Raw genomic sequence first — 21,996 nt, 5'->3', positions numbered from 1 at the left:
GGGGCGGCCGCATCGCACGCACACCACTCATGCGGTGCCGGTGCCGTCGTCGATGACGGAGATCATCTCCCGGGCACGACGTTGCGCCTGGTATTCCTCGATGGTCAGGCACTGCAGTTGGGAATTGCTGCCGGTGCGGTTCTCCACATAGCCGACCGCCGACACGAACGGTTCGATCGTGTAGATCTTGGTCAGCGGCGTGACGATGAGCAGTTGCAGTCCCAGCCGCTTGAACAGAGACAGGGCATAGCGTGCGGATTCGTCCGAACCGCGACCGAAGGCCTCGTCGATGACGACGAAGCGGAAATCCCGCGACGTCCGCGCACCCCACTTCAGATCGAACTGATACGCCAGGGAGGCCGCGAGGATGGTGTAGGCGAGCTTCTCCTTCTGACCACCTGACTTACCGTCGGAGTCGGTGTAGTTCTCGAACTCGACGTCGGTGTCGGTGAAGCGTTCCGACGCCGCGAAGGTCACCCAGTTGCGCACGTCGGTGACGTGGCGCGTCCACTTGCGGTCGATGTCGGTGTGGCCGTCACGTCCGCGGAATCGCTCCACCAGGGACTTGACGAGCAGGAACTTCTCCTCGGCGTAGTGGTCGTCGGCATCGGCGTCGAAGGAACCGTCGCTGCAGCGGCGGAGTTGGTCGCGGAAGTCGCGGATCTCGGTGTTGGGGGAGGCGTTGACCTCCAGCCGGATATGTCGGCCCGGGTTGTACTGGATACCGGCGAGCGAGTCGTTGATGGTGTCGATCTTCGACGCGATGACATCGACCTGTTTGTTCAGTTGCGCGGAGAAGATGGCGATGTCGCGGATCGCGTTGGTGTTGAGGTAGGTCTTGAATTCGTGCTCGAAACGGGGCAGATCGTCATCGGCGAGTCGGCGGTGCAGGTCCCGGAACTCGCCTGCGGCGCCGATGTCGGCGTCCATCTCGGTGGACACCACCGGATGGTTGCGGAGAAACTCCGACATCTTGTTGACCACCCGGGTGGCGAACAGGCCGGCCCGCGACGCGTGCTGATCGGAGTCGGCGGTGAGCGATGCCGACAGCCGGTTCTCGATGTCGGCGGCCGTCTCCAGCGTCACCGGGGCCTCACCGATGTCGGAGGTGATCACCTCGAAATGCGTTGCGGCATCGGCGTAGCCGTCGTCGTCGAGCAGTGCCTGCGCGGAGGTGCGCCCCGCGCCCGACTGTGTCAGCGCCACCTCGACGCGGGAGATGGTGTCACGCAACCCATCGCGCCGGGAGTTGGTCGAGGCGATGCGTTCGGTGGTGGCATCGATGTCGGCGGTGATCCGGGCGAGTTCGTGGGAGGACTGTTCCAGTTCGGTCTTGCGCGCGGTCAGGGTGGCGATCCGCGCGGCCACCGACCGCCAGTCGACGGTGTCGAACGAGGTGAACACGGTGAGCTTGTCCAGTGCCGCACGGCGTGTGGTCAGGATCTCGACCTGCCGGTTGCGGGCGGTCAGGTCGTCACCGATGCGGTTGAGTTCGGCCTGGATGCGTTGTGCCTCGCTGATCAGCGCGGCTATCTTCTGTTCGTTGCGCCAGCCCAGGACGTAGTTGCGGCGATCGTCGATCCGGTGCGAGTCGTCCTTCTCGTGGCGTCCGCCGCCGGACCGGATCTGGCCGGCCACGGTGACGGCGTACTCCTCGCCGCGGAACCGGTCCATCGTGTCGGCGCAGATGTGCCGGGCGCGTTCGAAGAGCTTGCGTTCCAGCCACCCGTAGAACGGACCGTCCTTGATGTCGAGCTTGTGGACCAGGGCATCCGACGGTGGGGCGGGCTGATCCTGGCGCGGAACACGGTTCGGCACCCGGAAATACACGACACGGCCACCGAGGTGGTGGTCGTTGATCCAGGCGGAGACGTCGTCGTAGTCGTCCTGCGCCACCAGGATCGACAGTCCGAATCCCCGCAGGACGCGTTCGGCCGCGCCCTCCCAGCGGGTTTCGTCGTCCCGGATGCCGATCAGCTCACCGACGAACGGCAGCCCCGACGGCGCGATACCGGTTCCCGCACAGATCATCTCGCGGATTCGCAGGTTGCGATCGGGGATGTTGGAGGTGCGACCGCGCAGACTGGCGATCTCCGCGGCCAGGCGTGCGCCGTCGGTGTCGAACTGCCGGCGGTCGACGCCGAGTTCGGTGATCGCGTTGCGGTGCTCGGAGATGTCGGTGTCGAGACGCTCGACGGTGCCGGCGACCTCGCTGATCCGCTGATCGAACTGCGCTCGATCGCTCACCTCGGGCAGATCGGCGGCCTCGAGCAATCCGGCGAAGGTGGCGTGCGCGCGACTGCGCTCCTCACGCTGCCGTGTCGCCTCGGCGATGCGCTGTTCCAGGGTGGCGATCTCGGTGCCGCCGTGACCGGCCTGCTCGATCTTGAGCTCATCGAGTCGGGAACGCAGATCGGCGAGTGTGGTCTCGACGGTGTCGAGTTCACCGGCGGTGGCCGACAGTCGGGCGCGGTGGGCGTCGATGTCGGCGGTGAACAACTCGACGCGGCGTTCGGCGAAGTAGAAGCGCAACGCCGCGCGACGCGCACGAAGGTCGGCGGCCCGGCGCGAATGATCCTCGTAGCGGTCGTGATCGGCCAGCAGCGGTTCGAGTTCGGCGAGTTGGGTGCGCGCCATGACGACGGCGTCGTGGGCGGCGGTGAGGTCACCGAAATGTTCGACGAGGTTCTCGACCCAGGTGCCGGAGTCGAACGGTTCGAGCATGTGGTCGCGGACGAAGTCGTTGAGGTTGCCCACCGCCTTCATCGACACGGTCTGATGGAAGAGGTCCATGGCCTGCTCGGACCGGATGGCCAACCGACGCCGATAGTCACGACCGTACTCGGGGAAGTGGTCGTGGATTCGGGTCCCGTTGTGTCGGAGCCGCTTCCGCAGGTTCTTGAGGTCGTTGCCGAAATCGGTGAAGTCGGCTTCGATGGCGAGGGCGTGGTCGGTGACGGTGAAGAATCGCTCGGGCTGGCCGTTGTCGCGGCGCGTGGAGAAGACCTGCGCGAGGGTGACCTCCTCGTCGACTCCGGTGTTGGCGAACACCCCGAGGATCACCGAGTAACTCGACGTGCCGCGCAGGGCGACCGGTCGTGAACTGCCGGTGGTCTCGTTGCGTTCGGACTTGTAGTGGCCCAGCACATAGGAGCGCAGGTCGCGCTCCCGGGTGTCGGCGCCGGCGGCCTTGTTGTAGGCCACCCGGTTCGCCGGGAGCAGCAGCGTGGTGAGGGCATCGACCAGCGTCGACTTTCCCGAACCGATGTCGCCGGTGAGCAATCCGTTGCGACCGTCGAGGTTCAGTGTCCAGACGCGGCCGTCGAAGGTGCCCCAGTTGAGCACCTGAAATCTGCGGAGACGAAATCCGGGCAGGGCGTCGTCGGTGCTCTGGAGTTCGGTGGCGGCGAAGAGTCCGGTCATCAGCGTCCCTCCGCCAGGATCTCGGCGTACTCGGCGAGGTGGGCGTCGAGGCCGGCCAACCACTGGGCATCGACGAACGCCTTGATCACGCGGCGGACCTCGAACTTCCCCTCCTGCTTGGGGATTCGTCGGACGAACCCCAGGTCGGCGGCACGCCGCAACGCCGTCTCGACGAGGTCGACGGTGCGTGCCTCGTTGGTGCTCTGCGGCAGCATCGGCGTCATCATCTCCACCATCTGCTCGGTGGACACGATCAGCCGGGGCCCGGAATCGGTCGAGTCGAACTCGGCGAGACGTTTGCGCAGCAGCGCCAGCAGCACGCTGGTGTGCAACGAGAGTTGATGCCGGGGAACGAGTCTCGGGATTCCGAGGTCGGCGAGCTCATCGTCGCTCTTGGACCGCAGGAATGCATAGCCCTCCGATTCGTCGATGAAGACGGTCAGACCCAGGGAGGCGACATAATCGGCGACCTGCGGCGCCAACCCGACGAGATGAGGCCAGATCGTCTCGTGCGCATCGCGATACACCACCCCCTTCATCAGGGCGGTGACGGCCAGCGGGAGGTGCAGGTCGGTGCGGGTGGCGGGTCGGGTCATCGGACTCGTGCTCCGTGGGTGGCGCGGGTGTAGATCACCCTGGGGATGCGGGCGGTGCGGGTGGTGCCGTTCTCGTCGGTCCAGGTCACCAGGTCGGTGGCCGACTCGTCGAAGCTCTTGGCGAAGGTGGTGTCGTCGAGGCTGAGGTAGGTGACGAGTTCGGCGAGGCCCTGACGCAGCGGCGCGGCCGCCACGACGTCGGTGAGAGTGATCTGGTCGGTGCGGCGCAACATCTTCCGGACGCCGTCGATCAACGGTGCGGGATCGACATGGATCTGCTCGTAGAGTGCGTCGGCACTTCCGTCGACCTGCCCGGCGGTGATGCCGCCGCTGTCGACGGCGGCGGTCGCCGGTTTGCGATACAGCGGACGCTCCATCGGGAGCGTGACATCGGGTGCGGTGGCATCGATCTCGTGGGAGAAGTCGGTGACGCGTTCGTCGCGCAGACCGATCGCGGTGGCCTCGATGTTGCGCAGCAGGTCCATGACACGGCGGTTCTCCAGCCAGACCTGGTCGTCGAGGAACCGGCGGAGTTGTTCCGACAGTTGCCGCACCGTGGCCTGTGTCCGGCCACCGGCGTCGAGCCAGTCGTGATGGACGTGGCCGAGTCGCGCATCGATGTCGCGCACACCGTCGACGGTCTGCACCCGACGGATCAGATCGGTCAGCTCGTCGAGGCGGTCGGCCGACAGCAGCAGATCGTAGAAGGCGCCGAAGCTGCGGCCCTGATCGGAATCGCTGATCATGTTGCGGCTGCCGACGATGTCGTCGAGGAGTTCGCCCTTGGTGCCGTTCCAGGTGGCGATCCGTTCGCGCATCTGCCGATCGAGGGCGCGGAAGTTGGCCTCGACCTCCCGGAAGTCGGAGAGCAGAGCGCGGGCGGTATCGGAGAACTGTTGATACCGGTCACTGCGACTGGTCGCATCCAGGAGCCTGATGTCGCCGCGTTCCACGGCGTCGATCTCCGCGTCGATGTCGGCGCGCCGCCGCCGCAACTCGGCGAGGCGTACCTCGGGGTCGGTCTCGGTTCCGTACACGATCTGCCGCAGCAGGTCGAACACGGTGTTCAGCCGGGACTCGGTGCCGACGAATGATCGCACGCGCAGTGCATCGACCCAGGCGACGGCACGTTCCACCGCGGCCGTCGCGTCGTAGTGGGGTTCGTCGCTGTCGGTGATGTAGTACTTGCGCAACCATCCCGATTCCGCCGAGGACCAGTCGTCGAGGTAGGCCTTCGCCGACTTGGGGTGGGTGTCGGCGCCGAGGCGCTGGTTGACGGCGTACAGCTCGTCGTCGAGCAGTCCTGTCAGGTGCGATTCGGAGATCTCACGGACGTTGTCGTCGACGAACACCCGGCCGAGGAACGACAGGATCAGCGGTGCGTTGTCGGCGCGCAGCAGTCGCCAGGCCGCGCTGGTCGCGCGCACCGAGGCGATCTCGTCATACTGCACGAAGCCAGGTTAGACGCCGGGACCGACATCCTCGCGGACGCGGTGCGCGTCGACGAGCAGGTGTCAACGTTTGAGATCCAGTGCTCCGACCGTGATGGTGGCCAGTTCTCGTTCGCCCAGGGCATTCGGGTGGACCGGGACGATCTGTTGATCGGAGATCAGGGGTTCGACCCACCGGCTGCCCACCGGTTGGCAACTGTCATGTCCGACCGACGGTGTCGCGGCATCGACGTAGGTGACGCCGGTCTGACGTGCGGCCCGTTGAATCGAATCGTTCAGTGCCGCTTGGATTCGGTGGGTGTAGGCGACGTCTCCGGTGGCGACGGGGAAGGTCGGGCAGGGCTGGTATCGGGCGGGCATGATCCACGGATAGCCGATCACCGCGACGCGTGCCCGGGGGGCCTTGGCACGGACGGCGGCCATGGCGCGGACCAGCTTCGGGTAGGTCTCGGTGGTGATCTGCGCAATGATGCTGTCGCCGTAGGTGTTCGCGCACGGCGATCCCTGGCCGCCGGTGGTAGCCGCCGCGGCCACGCACTTGGCGACGGTCTCGGCGAAGACCATGCCGTCGTTGCCGCCGATCATGAAGGTCACCAGGTCGGCGTCCGGGGTGACCGCATCGAGTTGCGGTCGCAGGCCCGGATATTGGGCGGCGAAGAAATCGTCGGTCTTCGCGCCGCCGCAACTCGCGTCGGTGAGGTGATATCCGAGCCGGCGGGCGATGAGGTGGGCGTAATTGTGCTCGGACTGCGCGCACAGGGGAGACGTGCCCGGGGCGGTGGGCATCACGCCCGCCCCGGAGGAGTAACTGTCACCGATGTTGACGTAGGTGACCGGTGCCGGGGCGGGTGCGGCGGCGGCAGAACCGGCGCCGACGATCGCGGCCGCGAACCACGCGGATACGACGAGGACCCCCGCTCTGCGCGCGTATGCGAGCAGACTCATACCTCATGTGTAACACGTTCTAGTTTGCGTGGGGTGGGTTTGGTCGGCATCGAGCCCACAAACGCAACGATCGCGGCCGCCCGGGTGGGCGACCGCGATCGAGGACTCGTCGATCAGATCAGCTGTGGTACGGCTCCGCCTTGACCAGGGTCACCTTGACGGTGGCTCCGCTGGGCACGGTGTACTCACGGGTCTCGCCGACCTTGGCGTCGATCAGTGCCGCGCCGAGCGGGGAGCTCGGCGAGTAGGTCTCCAGCGAACCGCCGTTGGCGCCGCCCTCTTCGCGGGTGGCGATCAGGAAGGTCTCCGAATCGGACTCGTCGCCGTCGTAGTAGACGGTCACGACCGAACCGGGCAGTGCCACACCCGACTGGGTGGGTGCCTCGCCGACCTTGGCGTTGTTGAGCAGCTCCTGCAGTTGCCGGATGCGCGCTTCCTGCTGGCCCTGCTCCTCGCGGGCCGCGTGGTAACCGCCGTTCTCCTTGAGATCGCCCTCTTCGCGACGCTCGTTGATCTCGGCGGCAATGACCGGACGATTGGCGATCAGGGAGTCCAACTCGTCCTTGAGACGGTCATGCGACTCCTGGGTCAGCCAGGTCACCTGGGTGTCGGTCATCGGTCACTCCTTTGTGTTGTCCGCGCCCCGGGCGTTGGTTTCAACCGGGACATATGGACTGCTGTAAAACTTGTGTGTGGGACTGTCGTCCGCTCTAAATGCAGCAACACGACCCCTCGCGGAGCCGTGTTTCAATACAGGATAGCAGTGATTGCCATGAGGCGCACATCACGTGTCGGCGGAATGAACCCGTTCCAACGCCTGGGCATACGACGGTTCGGCACGTTTGAGCCAGCCGACCACCAGGTAGGTGATGGGCATGACGACCACCTCGACGAGGGTCTTCCAGACGAATCCGACCGCGGTGTAGTTGATGAAGTCGCCCCAGGTGGAGATGCCGAGGGCGGATGCGGCGACCGAACAGAAGACCAGGGTGTCGGCGAACTCGCCGACGACCGTCGAGCCGATCAGCCGGGCCCACAGGCGACGCTCGCCGGCGCGTTCCTTCATCTTCACCAGCACAAAGGAATTGAGGAACTCACCGGCCAGATATCCGAGCAATCCGGCGAGCAGGAATTGGGGGACCACGCCGGCGACGGTTTCGAAGGATTCCTGGCCGGAATAGAAGGGCGCGGCGGGCAGGTGAATCGTCAGCCAGAAGCAGGCGGAGGCGATCAGCAAGACCACGAATCCGGCCAGGATCACCCGGCGCATGGCGCGGAAGCCGTAGACCTCGCTGATGACGTCGCCGAGCACGTAGGCGAGCGGGAACAGGAAGAACGCGCCGTCGGTGACGAGGCCGTTGAGATGGATCGGGCCGGCGTCGAGATGCAGCCACTGGTCGAACAGCAGCACACCCTTGGTGCCGGTGATGTTGCTGATCAGCATCACCCCGACGAACAGGGCGGTCAGCATCGGCAGATAGGGGCTCGAGACGGTGGCGAAGATCGCCCGCGACTCGCGTGGTTCGGTCTGTGTCACCGGTGCTGCCCCGTCACTGTGGTTATCGGCACTGTGGTTGTCGGTCACTGTGGTGGTAGGTAATTGTGTTCGGCGGTCACTGCGGTTGCTCGGTGAGGTAGGCGGGCACGTCGGTGGTGCACCCGAACACCTCGCCGATCACCGGCGGTTCCGACGTCGCCACGTCGACGCGGTGGCCTTCTTGCACCTCACCGGGGCCGATCAGGACTTCGCGGCGACCGGTCTCCGAGCCGTCCTTGGATCGGGCGCGCACCACGCAGGCGACCGGGCGTGACGGATCGGCGCGGTTGACGGTGAACTGCACGGCCACCGTCGAGGGGTCGAGGATCTCGTAGCCGGTGGCCGATCCGGAGACGTCGGGGTCGGCGAACTTCTGGTAGCCGATGACCGCCAGGACGACGCCGGTGATGACGACGAGCGCCGACAATCCGAGGAACCAGAACCGGCGACTCGACGCCGATTGTGTGACGGGGTACGTCGCCCGCGGCCCACTGTGGGGGCGATCATGCAGGTCGGGGCCCGATGGGCGGCCCCCGTCTGAACTGTTCACGCGTCAATACCTACCATGAGAGGAGTAACGACCCGAAGGCGAGGAACTGTGCCCGAGACCCACACCGCCGGACCCGACGTATCGACGCCGTCGGTTCCCTCGACATCTGGGGCGCGTGGCGGATTCCGTCTGATGGCCGTGCATGCGCACCCCGATGACGAATCGAGCAAGGGGGCGGGTACCTCCGCCAAGTACGCCGCCGAGGGCAATGACGTCCTCATCGTCACCCTCACCGGCGGTGAACGCGGCGACATCCTGAACCCGGCGATGGATCGCCCGGGGGTCAAGGAACGGATGAGCGAGGTCCGCAAGGAGGAGATGGCCAAGGCCGCGGCGGCGCTCGGCGTCGAGCAGATGTGGCTCGGGTTCGTCGACTCCGGGCTTCCCGAGGGCGATCCGCTGCCGCCGCTGCCGGAGGGTTCGTTTGCGACGCTGCCGCTGGAGGTGCCCACCGAGGCGCTGGTCAAGGTGGTCCGGGAGTTCCGCCCGCACGTGATGATCACCTACGACGAGCACGGCGGATATCCGCATCCCGACCACATCATGTGCCACAAGGTGTCGGTCGCCGCCTTCGACGCGGCCGGCGATCCGGAGGCCTATCCGGGAACCGGCGAACCGTGGACGGTGTCCAAGCTGTATTACACGCACGGCTTCATCCGGGATCGGATGGTGCTGTTCTCCGACGAGTTCGAGCGGCACGGCCAGGAAAGCCCCTTCAAGGAGTGGCTGAGCAAATGGGACCCGAGTCGCGGCGACCTGATGGGGCGGGTGACCACCCAGGTCGAATGCGGCAAGTACTTCCCGCAACGTGACGACGCGCTGCGCGCCCACGCCACGCAGATCGATCCGAACGGCATGTTCTTCGCGGTGCCCCTCGAATGGCAGCAACGACTGTGGCCGACCGAGGAATTCGAACTCGCCCAGACGCGGGTGACCACCTCGATCCCGGAGAACGATCTGTTCACCGGCGTCGACGCGACCAGTGAGGTGCCGCGATGACCTCCGCGCTCTACACCACGATCCTGGCCGCGCAGGAACAGCCGCAGGGCCCCGAGTTCGGCAAGGCGTCCCCCCTCGGGCTGCTCATCATCATTCTGCTGCTCGTCGGTACGGCGCTGCTGATCTGGTCGATGAATCGCCAGCTCAAGAAGCTTCCGAAGACCTTCGACACCGATCACCCCGAGGCCGATCAGGCCTTCGATGAGGGAACCGATTTCGACGGCGGCAACGGGCCCGGGTCGGTCGTGGCGCGCGGTGCGGCCGGCGAGCAGGTCGGCAGCGAGAAGGTCGGCACCGAGAAGGTCGTCCCCGGAAAAGTCGTGACCGACAAGGGAATCGGGCGCTCGTCGGAGTCCTGAACTCGCGTGACGTGCCCTCAGTCCTCGGCGCCGACCAGTACCGTGCAGTCGGGCAGCGAAGCGACGAGGCCTTCGTCGAAGGTGGCGAGCACGCCGCCGTGGAGTTGGGCAAGCCGCGCGAGGTAGGCGTCGGTGACCTGACGATGTCCCCGGACATGAGCCAGATCGATGTCGGCGTAGGACGCCGTATCCGGCCAGAAGTCGCAATTCGGTAGTGCCCGCACGGCTGTGAGTACCACCCGTGCCACGCTGGAGTCATGGCCAACCTCCTCGCCGCGTCCACGAGTCCGTATCTGCGCCAGCATGCGCAGAACCCGGTGCACTGGCACGAATGGGGTGACGCCGCGCTCGACGAGGCGCGCCGTCGTGATGTGCCGGTGCTGCTGTCGGTGGGTTACGCCGCGTGCCACTGGTGTCACGTGATGGCGCACGAATCCTTCGAGGACGCCGCGACCGCCGAGCAGATGAACGCCGACTTCGTGTGCGTGAAGGTGGACCGGGAGGAACGTCCCGACATCGACGCGATCTACATGAATGCCACCGTCGCGATGACCGGCCAGGGTGGCTGGCCGATGACGTGTTTCCTGTTGCCCTCGGGGGAGCCGTTCTATTGCGGCACCTACTTCCCGTCGACACCGCGATCGGGGATGCCGTCGTTTCGTCAATTGCTCACGGCGATCACGCAGGCCTGGACCGAACGTCGCGAGGAGGTTCGAGACGTCGGGGCCAAGATCCGTGATCACCTGACTGCCAACGCATCCGCACTGCCCGCGGCGGCAATCCCGGTCGATGACCGGTTGCTGGCCCACGCGGTCACCAGCGCCCTGGGCGACGAGGACCGCGAATCCGGCGGATTCGGTGGTGCACCCAAGTTCCCGCCGTCGGCGCTGCTGGAGGGACTGATCCGCCACAGCGAACGCACCGGGGTACCCGACGCCGCCGACGCCGCGCGTCGCACATGTGAGGTGATGGCGCGCGGCGGCATCTACGATCAAATCGGTGGCGGCTTCGCCCGGTACGCCGTCGACAACGACTGGGTGATACCGCATTTCGAGAAGATGCTCTACGACAATGTGCAGCTGCTGCGGGCCTATGCGCATCTCGCGCGCATCGATGGTGATGCGTTCTCGCTGCGGGTGACCGGTGAGATCGTCGAGTTTCTGGTGCGGGATCTGCGGGTGCCCGGGGGCTTTGCCTCCGCGCTGGATGCCGACGCCGACGGGACCGAGGGGTCGACATACGTGTGGACGCCCGCTCAGTTGGTCGAGGTCCTCGGCGAGACCGATGGGCATTGGGCCGCAGACCTTTTCGGGGTGACCGCGGCGGGCACCTTCGAGCACGGTACGTCGACGCTGCAACTGCGGGCGGACCCCGACGACGCGCCACGCTACGCCGAGATCCGGCGTCGGCTGCTGGAGGTGCGCGCCGGTCGGCCACAACCCGAGCGTGACGACAAGGTCGTCACCGGCTGGAATGCCATGGCGATCACCGCGCTCGTCGAGGCCGGCGCGGGACTGGGCCGCCCCGATTGGGTTGATCTGGCCGCCGAGGTGGCACGCGAGGTGGTCGACGGCCACATCGTCGACGGGGTGCTGCACCGTTCGTCGCTGGGTGGTCGGGTCGGCGCTCCGATCGCCGCGCTGGACGATCATGCCGCGCTGGTCACGGCGCTGCTCGCGCTGTACCAGGTGGCCGGCGAGAAGCAATGGTACGACACCGCATTCGCGGTTCTCGAGGTCACGATCGACACGTTCGCCGACCCGGCGGAACCGGGCAGTTTCTACGACGCGGCCGGTGATGACCTGATCGCCCGCCCACGCGATCCGATCGATGGTGCCACACCGTCGGGTACCTCGTTGATGGCGGAGGCGCTGCTCGTCGCCTCGACACTCGCCCCGGTCGAGGCGGCATCACGCTACACCGAACTTCTCGACGCCACCCTGGCCCGGGGTGCGGTGGTGCTGGCCAAACTGGCCCGCTCGGGCGGCCACTGGCTGGCCGTCGCGGAGGCCGTCGTGGCCGGTCCGCTGCAGATCGCGGTCTCGCAGGCGCAGGGGAGTGCGGGGGAGTTGGCCGCGCGTGCTCGTGCGGTCGCTCCCGGCGGTACGACAATCGTTGCCGGAAAACGCGATTCGAATCCGTTGCTGGCCGACCGCGGGACCGTCGGCGGTGCCGACGCCGCCTACGTGTGCCGCGGTACGGTGTGCGATCTTCCGGTCACCGGCCTCGACGAGCTGACCGTGGAGTCCTTCCGTCGCCCGTGAATCGACGGGGTCTCATGCGCGCGGTGTGAACGGCCGCGGTCACGCAAGCCGGCTGAGCGAATCCAGGCCGTCCTCGTATCCCAGAACCGCTGCCACGCCTCGAACTTCGGGGTCGAACGGATCGGTGCCGAATCCGACGACGGTGCGCTGCGACGGGGTGATCACGGTGGCGGCCCTCAGTACCGCGGCCACCGCCGGTGTGGCGGTCTGCGGATCCTCCGGTACCGGTGCGAGCACCAGCGTCCGCGAATTCGGTTCCGCCAGATCCGCATTGGTGATCGACAGGACGCCGCCGTCGACATAGGTGGCGTCGCCGATGGTCACCGCGGGCCACAATCCGGGTACCGCACAACTCGCGGTGATCGCGTCGACGAGGTTCACCTCATCGGTGGCGGTGAACACCACGCGGCGGCCATCGGCGCGCATCGCGGTGACGGCCAAGGAACTCGGCCAGGTGTCGTCGGTCAGACGGGACTCGATGGCGGCGCGGCGTGCGCCCGGTTCGACGCCCGCCATCGATCGGGACAGCTCGACGAATCTGGCGACCTTGCCGTCGTCGGAGTCGGTGGAGGTGGAGATCTCGACGAAGGATGTCAGGGTGGTGACCACATCGGCCGTCGGTGTCAGTTCGGCGGATCGGCGTGAGCGGCGCACCATGGTGTCGAATTGTGTGGTGGCCGAACCGGATTGCAGGATCGCCGCGGCGGTTGCCGAACCGGCCGAGGTTCCGATGACGCGGTCGGCATCGCGGAGGTGGAAGCCGCCGTCTTCCTCCAGCGCGGCCAGAACCCCGGTGAGCCAGCCGATACCGGCCAGTCCGCCACCGCCGAGGACCACGGTGGTCGGCGAGATCGATTGCGCCATCAGATCGCCGTCGGGGATGCCCACTGTCCGGCCGGGAGCAGTTCGGACAGACGACGGTCTCCCTCCGCGTCGATGAGCAGCGCCGATCCGGCGGGACGCAGGTCGATGCTGGCGCCCTGGGCGATGGGCCAGTGCAGGAACCGGCAGATGAACGACCGGGAGAAGTGGCCGTGCGAGACGATGATCACGTCACGTGAGTCCCACGTCTCCTCGACGTGTGCGACGGCGGCGTCGACGCGTCGGGTCATCTGCTCCACCGATTCGCCGTCGGGCGCGCCCGTCGTCCAGATCGCCCACTCCGGGTCGTGTTCTGCGTGGATCTGGATCCGGGTCAGCCCCTCGTATCGCCCGTAATCCCATTCGGCGAACAATTCGCTGGTTTCGTCGACCGTCAAGCCCGCCAACTCCGCGGTGCGCTGAGCACGGCGTCTCGGGGACGCCATCACGTACGGCTCGACGAGGCCGACGCGGTCGGCGATTCCCCGCAGGCTCGTCGCATCCTGCTCACCCCGCGGCGTGAGATTGATGTCGGTCCGGCCGGTGTGCCGGTCGGTCAACGACCACTCGGTCTGGCCATGACGGATGAGCAGGACTCGACGACGAACACGTTCGGTGGACACGCTCGTCAGCGTAGTCGCACCGCACGTGTCGCGGCGGGAACCCGGCAGCGGGCCATCTACGGGCTCAGGCCTGCAGGGCTTCTGCGAAACGCCCGATCATCCAGTCGATCTCGTCGTGGGTGATCACGATCGGCGGCGCGAAACGGATCGTCGAGCCGTGGGTGTCCTTGGCGAGGACACCGAGGTCCGCCAGTCGCAGGCAGATCTCCTTGCCGGTGCCGAGCGCCGGGTCGATGTCGACGCCCGCCCACAGTCCCTTGCCGCGCACGGCGTGCACGCCCTTGCCGATGAACTCGCGCAGCCGGGTGTGCATGTACTCGCCGAGGTCGGCGGCGCGGGCCTGCCAGGTGCCCTCGGCCAGCATGCGGACGACGGTGTGGCCGACGGCGGCGGCCAGGGGATTGCCGCCGAAGGTCGAGCCGTGCTGTCCGGGATGCAGCACGCCGAGCACATCGGTGTTGGCGACCACCGCCGACACCGGCAGGATGCCGCCCCCGAGGGCCTTGCCGAGGGTGTAGACGTCGGGCACCACATCCCAGTGCTGGCAGGCGAAGGTCTTGCCGGTGCGGCCGAGGCCGGACTGGATCTCGTCGGCGATCATCAGCACGTCGTTGTCGGTGCAGAGTCGACGCACGGTGGGCAGGTAATCGTCCGGCGGCACGATGATGCCGGCCTCACCCTGGATGGGTTCGACGAGCACGGCGACGGTGCGCTCGGTGATCGCGTCGGCCAGCGCGGTGGCGTCGCCGTAGGGCACGCGCACGAAACCCGGTGTGAAGGGCCCGAATCCGCCGCGGGCATCCTCGTCGTCACTGAAGCTGACGATGCTGATGGTGCGGCCGTGGAAGTTGCCGCCGGCGACGATGATCTCGGCCTGCCCGTCGGGCACCCCCTTCACGTCGTAGCCCCACTTGCGGGCGACCTTGAGCGCCGACTCGACGGCCTCGGCGCCGGTGTTCATCGGCAGCACCATGTCCTTGCCGCAGAGGGTGGCCAGCGCCGCGCAGAACGGCTCGAGCTGATCGGACTGGAACGCGCGGCTCGTCAACGTCACCCGACCGAGCTGTTCCATGGCGGCGGCGGTGATCTCGGGATTGCGGTGCCCGAAGTTCACCGCCGAGTACGCGCCCAGGCAGTCGAGGTACCGGCGTCCGTCGACGTCGGTGATCCACGCGCCCTCGGCGGTCGCCGCGGTCACCGGAAGCGGTGAATAGTTGTGGGCCACATGGGGTTCTGCCGTCGCAGAGTGCATCGTTGCCTCCCTCGCATCCGTACCGGCCGCCGACGAACCGGTGTCGGCGAGCCGCATCTCCAGTGTGCAACACTTCACACCGCCGCCGCCCTTGAGCAGCTCGGACAGATCCAGGGGGACCGGTTCGTATCCGGCGTCGCGCAGCAATCCGGCCAGGTGTGGTGCCGCGTCGGTCATCACCACGTGATGTCCGTCGGACACCAGGTTCAGGCCGAGGACCTCGGCATCGGCGGCCGAGGCGATGATGGCGTCGGGGAACAGCTCCTCGAGCAGGTGCCGCGACGATTCGGAGAATGCGGCGGGGTAGTAGGCCACGGTGTTCTCGTCGAGCACGCCGAGGGCGGTGTCGAGGTGGTAGTAGCGCGGGTCGACGAGGTCGAGGGTGATCACCGGCAGCCCGGTGAGGGCGGCGATCTCGGCGTGGGTGTCGGGATGGGTGCGGAAACCGGTGCCGGCCAGGATGCGTTCACCGACGACGAGGAAGTCGCCCTCGCCCTCCTGGACACCACTGGTGCGGTGGACCTCGGTCAGGCCGGCCGTCTGGAACCACGCGGCGTAATGATCGGCCTCGGCGGCACGTTCGGGAAAGGTGAAGCGGGCCGCGATGGCACGGCCGTCGACGACGAGACCACCGTTGGCGGCGTAGACCATGTCGGGCAGCCCCGGCTGCGGATCGACCAGATGCACGGTGTGACCCAGCGACTCATAGGTGGCACGAAGCGTGTTCCATTGGGCGAGTGCGAGTTCGGTGTTCACCGGGATGCTCGGATCCATCCACGGATTGATCGCATAGCTGACCGTGTAGTGGGCCGGCGGGGTCATGGCGTAGGTCCGGGTGCGCGCGGACCGGAGCGAGGGCGCGGAGCAGTAGGGCGTCGTCAGCGTCATAATTCCAGGGTAGAAGCGCCCCTGGATGCAATCAATCACTGTACATTGCGCATTGACGAAACAATTCGTTGTTCAACCGTACGTGAAAGGCGATCCGTTGCGCGGACTCGATGATCTTGATGAGAAGGTGCTGGCATGCCTCACCCGCGACGCCCGCGCGACGTACGCGCAGATCGGCGACGAGGTGGGACTGTCGGCGCCCGCGGTCAAACGGCGGGTCGATCGGCTCCTCGATGACGGGGTGATCAAGGGCTTCACCACCGTCATCGACCCGGCGGCCATGCAATGGACCACCGAGGCCTACGTCCAGGTGTTCTGCCGGGGCAACATCTCGCCCGAGGTGCTCGCCGCGTCCTGGGAACCGATCCAGGAGGTGGTCAGTGCCGCCACCATCACCGGTCAGGCCGATGCGATCCTGCGCTTGATGGCCCGCGACGTCCACCACCTCGAGCAGGCGCTCGAACGGATTCGGCAGGCCGGTGGGGTGGACCGGACCGAGTCGATCATCGTGCTCAGCCACCTCATCGACCGGGGTCATCCCTGATCGGTACCTCGGCCCGGTCGCGCGCCGTTGTGACCGCCGGGCGACGCACGGGGCGTCCCTATACTGGTCGGGTGCCTCGTCCCATGGTCATCGGGGAGACCGAACTCCTTGAAAGTCTGCTCGACGCGTTCGCCGATCTCGGATTCGAGGGCACCAGTGTGCGCGGGATCTGCCGGCACCTCGGGATCAGCCACAATCTGATCCACAGTCGCTACCAATCCAAGGAGGCCGCGTGGTACGCGGCGGTGGATCATGGCTTCGCCCAATTGTTCTCGCTGATGACGATGGAACCCGACGAGGTTCCCGACGACACCATGGAACTGCTGCGGCACGCGATGCACAAGTACGTCGCCGCGACGCTGGCACATCCCGGGCTCGCACGCGTCATCCAAGAGGAGTCGTCACGGCCGGGCCCCCGGTTCGACTACATGCTCGAGCGCTACATCACCCCGACCCGCGAGTTGACGGCGGCGCTACTGCTCGAACTCCAGGAGGCGGGTGTGGTCCGCGAGGGAGCCGTGGAGGCCGTCTACTTCTTCCTCACCACCTGGGGGATCGGCGGACTGGCCAGCGCGGCCCCGGAGATCCGCGGGTCGGCGGCGTTGTCGAGCGAGGACGTCGCGCGATTGGCCGTCGACGTCGTCCTCGACGGTCTGCGTGTCCCGGGTTCCCGAGAAATCGACGTGGATCGCGCCGAATAGATTGACATCTGACAAACAACTCATAGAGTGATCTCAACTACTCTATGGAGGTGCTGTCGTGTCGATCACGATGTCCGACGAGGAAGCCCACACGCCCACGGGTGAGGCCGCATGGCAGGAGAGCTTCTACTTCAACTGGGCCGATCTCGACGGGGAGTCGTTCGGGCTGACCCGGATCGGCTTCAATCCCGCCGACGGCAAGGCCGACGGTCTGCTCATCACCGTGCGCGACGGTCGACTGGAATACGTCTATCCCGCCATCGGGGTACGCGTCGACGACGCCGAACGCACCACCCCGGCACGACGCGGCGTGCGCGTCGGCGCGTTGGGGTACACGATGCGAGAACCGTTGACCCGCTGGCACATCGACCTCGCCGGCCGCACCCGCGTCGATCTCTCCTTCACCGCGCTCGGACCACCGCACGATTACTCGCCGGCCGGTGCCGACACCAACGACGCCGCACCCTCGGGTGCGCACCACTTCGAGCAGTTCGGTGCGGTGACCGGACACATCACCGTCAACGGCCGCGAACACCGGGTCGACGCGTTCGGGCAGCGGGACAAGTCCTGGGGAGTGCGCGAATGGGGCGCCATCCGCGGTTGGGAGTGGCTCACCGGGCACTTCGGTCCGGACCTGGCGTTCAACGTCACCCTGTCGCTGGTCCCCGGTCAGGACGGGCCGTCGGGCTTCCTGTTCCGGGACGGCGAGAACGTCGCGGTGACCGACGCCTCGGTCGACTACACGTGGGGCCGGACCCCGCACGTCCCCGCTGCCGCCGACATCCGGTTGTGCGACGAGCGCGGGGACGTCCACCACATCCACGCCACCGCGCTGGCCCAGGTCCCGCTGGTGAAGAAGGGTTTGTTCCTGCAGGAAACCCACGCCCGATTCGAGATGCAGATCGACGGCGTCACCCGCACCGGCGCCGGCGTGCTCGAGCACGCATGGCACGCCGGAACCGGAGCCGCGCTGCGCCGGCTGCCCGACCTCGCCCCGGTCCTGGCCCGTTCGATCATGGGCCGGATTCGATGATCGCCCGCGTCACCGCCGAATCGCACTGGCGTATCGACGACGTCGGCGGCAAGACCCTGGGATTGGTCCGGCTGCTGCGCGCCGGGCTGCCCGTCCCGGACGCCTGGGTGATCCCGGCGAGCGATTCCCGCGACGAGGTGGCCCGCCGGCGCTGTCTCGATGCGCTGACCCGGTGGTGGCGCGACATCGCGTCGGTGTGGCCCGAATCCCGTTGGGCGGTGCGCTCATCGGCGGTCGCCGAGGATCTCGACGGTGCCTCGTTCGCGGGGGTGTACGAGACCGTGCTCGGCGTCGGCTCACCCGAGGAACTCGCCGCCGCGGTCCGCCGCTGCTGGGATGCGCACGCCGCGGACCGCGCCGAGGTCTACCGCGGCGAGCGCGACATCGACGCCGCCGGCGGCATCGCCCTCGTCGTGCAGCGGATGCTGATGCCCGACGCCGCCGGAGTCATGCTCACCGCCAATCCGCACCGGCCCTTCGCCGACGAGATCGTCATCGACGCGGCATGGGGATTGGGGGAGTCCGTCGTCTCCGGCATCGTCGACCCCGACCACATCGTTCTGCAGCGATCCGATGGCAGTGTCCGGCACCGGCGGATCGCCAGCAAAGAGGTCGAGACGGTGTACTCCGACGGTCTGCAGACCCGCCCGGTGGCGGAGTCCCGGCGCACCCGGCCGGCTCTCGACGAGGCGGGAATCGCTGCGCTGTATGCGATCTCGCGTACCGTGGGCACGCGGATCGGCCAAGCCCGCGACATCGAATGGGCGGTCTGCGACGGTCAGGTCTACGTGCTGCAGGATCGTCCGATGACGGCGATCCCGAGTGTCGATCCCACCACGGTCTTCTCGCGCCGCTGGGGCGATGAATACAAATCCGAGTACTCGCTGCCGTTGTCGTCCGCGGTGATCAACTCGTGGATGGACATCCCGCTCTTCGTCGAACTGCCGCGTCTGCAGAAGCGGGCCGACCTCGCGGCGCGGGAACCGTTCATCCTGTTCAACGGCTACATGTACATGGACGGAGACTACGCCGTCGGCATGGCCCGTTCGTTGCCGAAAGGGATGCGCGAGGGTGTCTTCTCGGCGTGGTTCACCCCGATGTGGTTGCGCCACATCGAATCCGCGGACTGGAGTCCGCGGCTGACACTGGAGATCGCGCGCTCGTTCCGCCGGGATCGTGACCGCGCGGGCCAGCACGCCAACCTCGCCGGGATGCGCCACCACGGTGAGCGGGTCGAAAGCGTCGTCGCGCCCCTGCTCACCCAGGACTATCGGGCCCTGGACTCGACGGAGTGGCGTCGGCAATACGATGAACTCGAGTCGATGGGTGTCGAGCATTTCCGCTTGCTGCGCTGGGGTATGGGGATGCACAACACGATGCTGCACCGGCTGTTGCCGCAACTGCTGGCGGCGTGGGTGGGCGACGACGACGGTCGGCTCTACACCGACCTGATCAGCGGTCTGCCCGGCACCCGCACCGCACAGATCAACCGGGAGATCTACCAACTGGCCCGGACGGCGTTGCGTGACAGCGAGTTCGCCGCGCAGATCGGTACCACCGAGGACTGGGCGGCACTGCGCCGCGACACCGACGACCACTCGTTCTGGACACGTTTCGACGCCTTTCTCGCCCGTCACGGGCACCGTGCGGACAGCCGTGATGTGGCCGCACTCCGGTGGCGGGAACAGCCCGAGGTGATCTTCGGTTTCGTGCGCGCCCAGGTCCTCGGCGGTGCGGCCGATCCCGACGTCGGCGAATCGCGGGCCGCTGCGCTTCGCGCCGAGGCGATGTCGACGGTGCTGGGCCGGGCCGGGCGTGGACCCTTGGGACGGATCCGCACCGGCATCCTCGAGTGGGCGATCCGGTGGACGCAGGAATTCACCGTGTATCGCGAGAATCAGCGGTACCTGCTGGATTACCTTCTCGCACATGCCCGGTCGTTGATCCTGGCGCGGGCGTACGATCTCGTCGAGGCCGGCGTGATCGCCGACGCCGACGACGTGTTCCTGCTGACCGACACCGAATGGTGGGGTGCGTTGTCGCGGTGGGAGGGCGTGGGTGTGCCGATCGACCCCGAGCAACTCGAGCGTCGACGGCAGAACTACCTCACCTACCGCAATCGGCTACCGGCCACCTACCTGTTCGACGACGTCGAAACCGAGGGGGAGATCGCCGAGGGGGACGCGCCCACCGACGACGACACCGACGGGCTGGTGGGTGTCGCGGCCGCGCGCGGTGTGGCCACCGGACCGACCCGCGCGGTCACCGACATCACCGAGCTCGCCGACGTCCGGGCCGGTGACATCCTGGTCGCCAAGAACATCGATCCGGGGTGGACCGCGGTCTTCCCGCTCCTCGGCGGGCTCATCACCGAAACCGGTGGCGTGTTGAGTCACGGCGCGATCCTGGCCCGCGAATACGGGATACCCACCGTCACCGGCATCCCGCACGCCGTCTCGAGGTTCGCGGCCGAGACCGTGGTCGAGGTCGACGGGGGACGCGGGGTCGTCACCGTCGTCGAGGACCCGATCACCGATGTCATCGCGGGTGTGCCCGATGGTGGGCGGGAGGCGTCCGCGGTCGTCTGATGTGGTGGGACCCGCCCCGGGTGTCTTTGGGCACCCGGGCGGGGCCGTGGTATCGTCGCTGACGTGATCAGCACCGTGCGCGCCTATTGGCGTTTCTTTATCGAGGCTCCGGGTGAGCCTGCGATGAAGCGCTGACCGCGTCGCACAACCTCAACCCGGAGCCCCGAGCAGTGACCATCAGGTCGCTGCTCTTGTCATGTCAAGGGCTTTCCGGCGAGATCGAGGCGGGCGGGCCCGAGATCCACGACAGGCCCCCACCGCGAAAGGCACCCACGTGACCACCCTCGGAGATCTGCCCCGAACATCGGCATCGACGATCGCTGCCGAATCCACCTCGGACCGCAGGATCAAAGCGTTCCGGGCCATTCCCTCGCCCGACAGCATCCGCACCGAACTGCCGCTGACCCCCCGTCGGGCGCTGGCCGTGCAGCGTGATCGCGACGAGATCGCCGCGATCCTCGCCGGCACCGACGACCGCCTGCTCGTCGTCGTCGGGCCGTGTTCGGTGCACGATCCGATCGCCGCCCTCGATTACGCCCGACGGCTCGCACCGCTCGCGCAGCGTTACGCCGAGAAGCTCAAGATCGTCATGCGGGTGTACTTCGAGAAGCCGCGCACCACGGTCGGCTGGAAGGGCCTGATCAACGATCCCGGGATGGACGAGACCTACGACGTCGAGCGGGGCCTGCGCACCGCGCGCTCGTTGCTGCTCGACATCATCGACCTCGGACTCCCGGTGGGATGCGAATTCCTCGAACCGACCAGCCCCCAGTACATCGCGGACGCGGTGGCGTGGGGAGCCATCGGTGCCCGCACCACCGAGTCGCAGGTGCACCGGCAGTTGGCGTCGGGTCTGTCGATGCCGATCGGTTTCAAGAACGGCACCGACGGCAATGTGCAGGTGGCCATCGACGGTGTGAAAGCGGCTGCTGCACAGCATGTCTTCTTCGGCGTCGACGACTTCGGGCACGGCGCGCTGGTGGAATCGGCGGGCAACGCCGACTGCCACATCATCCTGCGCGGCGGAACCCACGGGCCGAACTTCGACGACGACTCGGTCACCACCGCGGTCGCCGCGCTGGCGCAGGCCGGTCTGCCGGCGCGCGTGATGATCGATGCGAGCCATGCCAATTCGGGTAAGGACCACGTCCGTCAGGCCGAGGTCGCCCGCGAGATCGCGGCGTCGGTCCGCGCGCGACGCGCGGCAGGCCAGGAGTCGCAGATCAGCGGTGTGATGCTGGAAAGCTTCATCGAGGCGGGCGCGCAGTCACCCGACGCCACGCCGCTGGTGTACGGCAAGTCGGTCACCGACAAATGCATGGACTGGGAGGTCAGCGCCGCGGTGCTGGCGGAGCTGGCTCAGGCCTGATCATGGTGGCGCC

Annotated in this window: 19 protein-coding genes; 8 read left to right on the top strand and 11 right to left on the bottom strand. The window is 67.2% G+C overall.

Annotation, left to right across the window (positions count from 1 at the left end; translation table 11 throughout):
• Positions 1-27 precede the first annotated feature (27 nt).
• The 7 genes from ABLE92_RS01495 to ABLE92_RS01465 all read right to left on the bottom strand — a co-directional run bounded on the left by ABLE92_RS01495 (position 28) and on the right by ABLE92_RS01465 (position 8,502).
• Entirely contained in the window at positions 28-3,423 is a 3,396-nt protein-coding gene (locus ABLE92_RS01495; protein ID WP_348802743.1) for an ATP-binding protein, read from the bottom strand.
• Entirely contained in the window at positions 3,423-4,019 is a 597-nt protein-coding gene (locus tag ABLE92_RS01490) for a DUF4194 domain-containing protein (RefSeq protein WP_348802741.1), read from the bottom strand. Before ABLE92_RS01490 ends, ABLE92_RS01495 begins: the two co-directional genes overlap by 1 nt.
• Positions 4,016-5,470: a DUF3375 domain-containing protein gene (locus tag ABLE92_RS01485; protein WP_348802740.1), complete on the bottom strand. Its 1,455-nt coding sequence runs from the start codon at positions 5,468-5,470 to the stop codon at positions 4,016-4,018. Before ABLE92_RS01485 ends, ABLE92_RS01490 begins: the two co-directional genes overlap by 4 nt.
• Before the next feature lie 63 nt (positions 5,471-5,533).
• Positions 5,534-6,415 carry an SGNH/GDSL hydrolase family protein gene (locus ABLE92_RS01480; protein WP_348802739.1) on the bottom strand — a complete coding sequence of 294 codons (882 nt, stop codon included), beginning with the start codon at positions 6,413-6,415 and terminating at the stop codon, positions 5,534-5,536.
• 118 nt (positions 6,416-6,533) lie between these two features.
• Complete coding sequence (gene greA, locus ABLE92_RS01475; RefSeq protein ID WP_348802738.1) at positions 6,534-7,031, bottom strand: transcription elongation factor GreA; 498 nt, start codon at positions 7,029-7,031, stop codon at positions 6,534-6,536.
• Between the two features lie 168 nt (positions 7,032-7,199).
• A complete protein-coding gene (locus ABLE92_RS01470; RefSeq protein ID WP_348802737.1) occupies positions 7,200-7,952 on the bottom strand; it encodes a queuosine precursor transporter in 753 nt (250 codons plus the stop codon).
• A 76-nt stretch (positions 7,953-8,028) separates the two neighbouring features.
• Entirely contained in the window at positions 8,029-8,502 is a 474-nt protein-coding gene (locus ABLE92_RS01465) for a DUF4307 domain-containing protein (RefSeq protein ID WP_348802736.1), read from the bottom strand.
• Between the two features lie 132 nt (positions 8,503-8,634).
• On the opposite strand from ABLE92_RS01465, the gene mca reads away from it, so the two are divergent.
• Complete coding sequence (gene mca, locus ABLE92_RS01460; RefSeq protein WP_348803196.1) at positions 8,635-9,501, top strand: mycothiol conjugate amidase Mca; 867 nt, start codon at positions 8,635-8,637, stop codon at positions 9,499-9,501.
• Positions 9,498-9,860 (top strand): hypothetical protein, encoded by a 363-nt coding sequence (locus tag ABLE92_RS01455; protein WP_348802735.1) that lies wholly within the window; start codon positions 9,498-9,500, stop codon positions 9,858-9,860. The genes mca and ABLE92_RS01455 overlap by 4 nt, the downstream gene beginning before the upstream one ends.
• A 17-nt stretch (positions 9,861-9,877) precedes the next feature.
• Here ABLE92_RS01455 and ABLE92_RS01450 read toward each other — a convergent pair whose 3' ends face one another.
• Positions 9,878-10,099 (bottom strand): PIN domain-containing protein, encoded by a 222-nt coding sequence (locus tag ABLE92_RS01450; RefSeq protein WP_348802734.1) that lies wholly within the window; start codon positions 10,097-10,099, stop codon positions 9,878-9,880.
• An 18-nt stretch (positions 10,100-10,117) separates the two neighbouring features.
• On the opposite strand from ABLE92_RS01450, the gene ABLE92_RS01445 reads away from it, so the two are divergent.
• Positions 10,118-12,124 (top strand): thioredoxin domain-containing protein, encoded by a 2,007-nt coding sequence (locus ABLE92_RS01445; RefSeq protein ID WP_348802732.1) that lies wholly within the window; start codon positions 10,118-10,120, stop codon positions 12,122-12,124.
• 39 nt (positions 12,125-12,163) lie between these two features.
• On the opposite strand, the gene ABLE92_RS01440 is transcribed toward ABLE92_RS01445, so the two are convergent.
• From ABLE92_RS01440 to rocD, 3 genes are all read right to left on the bottom strand, one after another.
• Positions 12,164-12,988, bottom strand: coding sequence for a patatin-like phospholipase family protein (locus tag ABLE92_RS01440; protein WP_348802731.1), 825 nt, complete (start codon positions 12,986-12,988; stop codon positions 12,164-12,166).
• On the bottom strand, positions 12,988-13,608 hold the full coding sequence (locus ABLE92_RS01435; protein ID WP_348802730.1) for a histidine phosphatase family protein: 621 nt from the start codon (positions 13,606-13,608) through the stop codon (positions 12,988-12,990). The genes ABLE92_RS01440 and ABLE92_RS01435 overlap by 1 nt, the downstream gene beginning before the upstream one ends.
• A 64-nt stretch (positions 13,609-13,672) precedes the next feature.
• Positions 13,673-15,748, bottom strand: a complete 2,076-nt coding sequence (rocD, locus tag ABLE92_RS01430; RefSeq protein WP_348802729.1) for an ornithine--oxo-acid transaminase — start codon at positions 15,746-15,748, stop codon at positions 13,673-13,675.
• A gap of 97 nt (positions 15,749-15,845) precedes the next feature.
• Between rocD and ABLE92_RS01425 the strand changes: the two genes are divergently transcribed.
• The 5 genes from ABLE92_RS01425 to ABLE92_RS01405 all read left to right on the top strand — a co-directional run bounded on the left by ABLE92_RS01425 (position 15,846) and on the right by ABLE92_RS01405 (position 21,983).
• Positions 15,846-16,292 carry an Lrp/AsnC family transcriptional regulator gene (locus ABLE92_RS01425; protein WP_348802727.1) on the top strand — a complete coding sequence of 149 codons (447 nt, stop codon included), beginning with the start codon at positions 15,846-15,848 and terminating at the stop codon, positions 16,290-16,292.
• Between the two features lie 71 nt (positions 16,293-16,363).
• Positions 16,364-16,993 carry a TetR/AcrR family transcriptional regulator gene (locus ABLE92_RS01420; protein WP_348802726.1) on the top strand — a complete coding sequence of 210 codons (630 nt, stop codon included), beginning with the start codon at positions 16,364-16,366 and terminating at the stop codon, positions 16,991-16,993.
• Positions 16,994-17,051: 58 nt separating this feature from the next.
• Positions 17,052-18,026, top strand: coding sequence for a DUF7064 domain-containing protein (locus tag ABLE92_RS01415; protein WP_348802725.1), 975 nt, complete (start codon positions 17,052-17,054; stop codon positions 18,024-18,026).
• Positions 18,023-20,614: a PEP/pyruvate-binding domain-containing protein gene (locus ABLE92_RS01410; protein WP_348802724.1), complete on the top strand. Its 2,592-nt coding sequence runs from the start codon at positions 18,023-18,025 to the stop codon at positions 20,612-20,614. Before ABLE92_RS01415 ends, ABLE92_RS01410 begins: the two co-directional genes overlap by 4 nt.
• Before the next feature lie 274 nt (positions 20,615-20,888).
• A complete protein-coding gene (locus tag ABLE92_RS01405) occupies positions 20,889-21,983 on the top strand; it encodes a 3-deoxy-7-phosphoheptulonate synthase (RefSeq protein WP_348802723.1) in 1,095 nt (364 codons plus the stop codon).
• Positions 21,984-21,996: the final 13 nt, after the last annotated feature.

This window comes from Gordonia oleivorans (genome assembly GCF_040044975.1).
Taxonomy (GTDB): domain Bacteria; phylum Actinomycetota; class Actinomycetes; order Mycobacteriales; family Mycobacteriaceae; genus Gordonia; species Gordonia oleivorans.
Note: the sequence above shows the minus strand (reverse complement) of the source record. Positions and strands in the feature narration are given on the sequence as shown.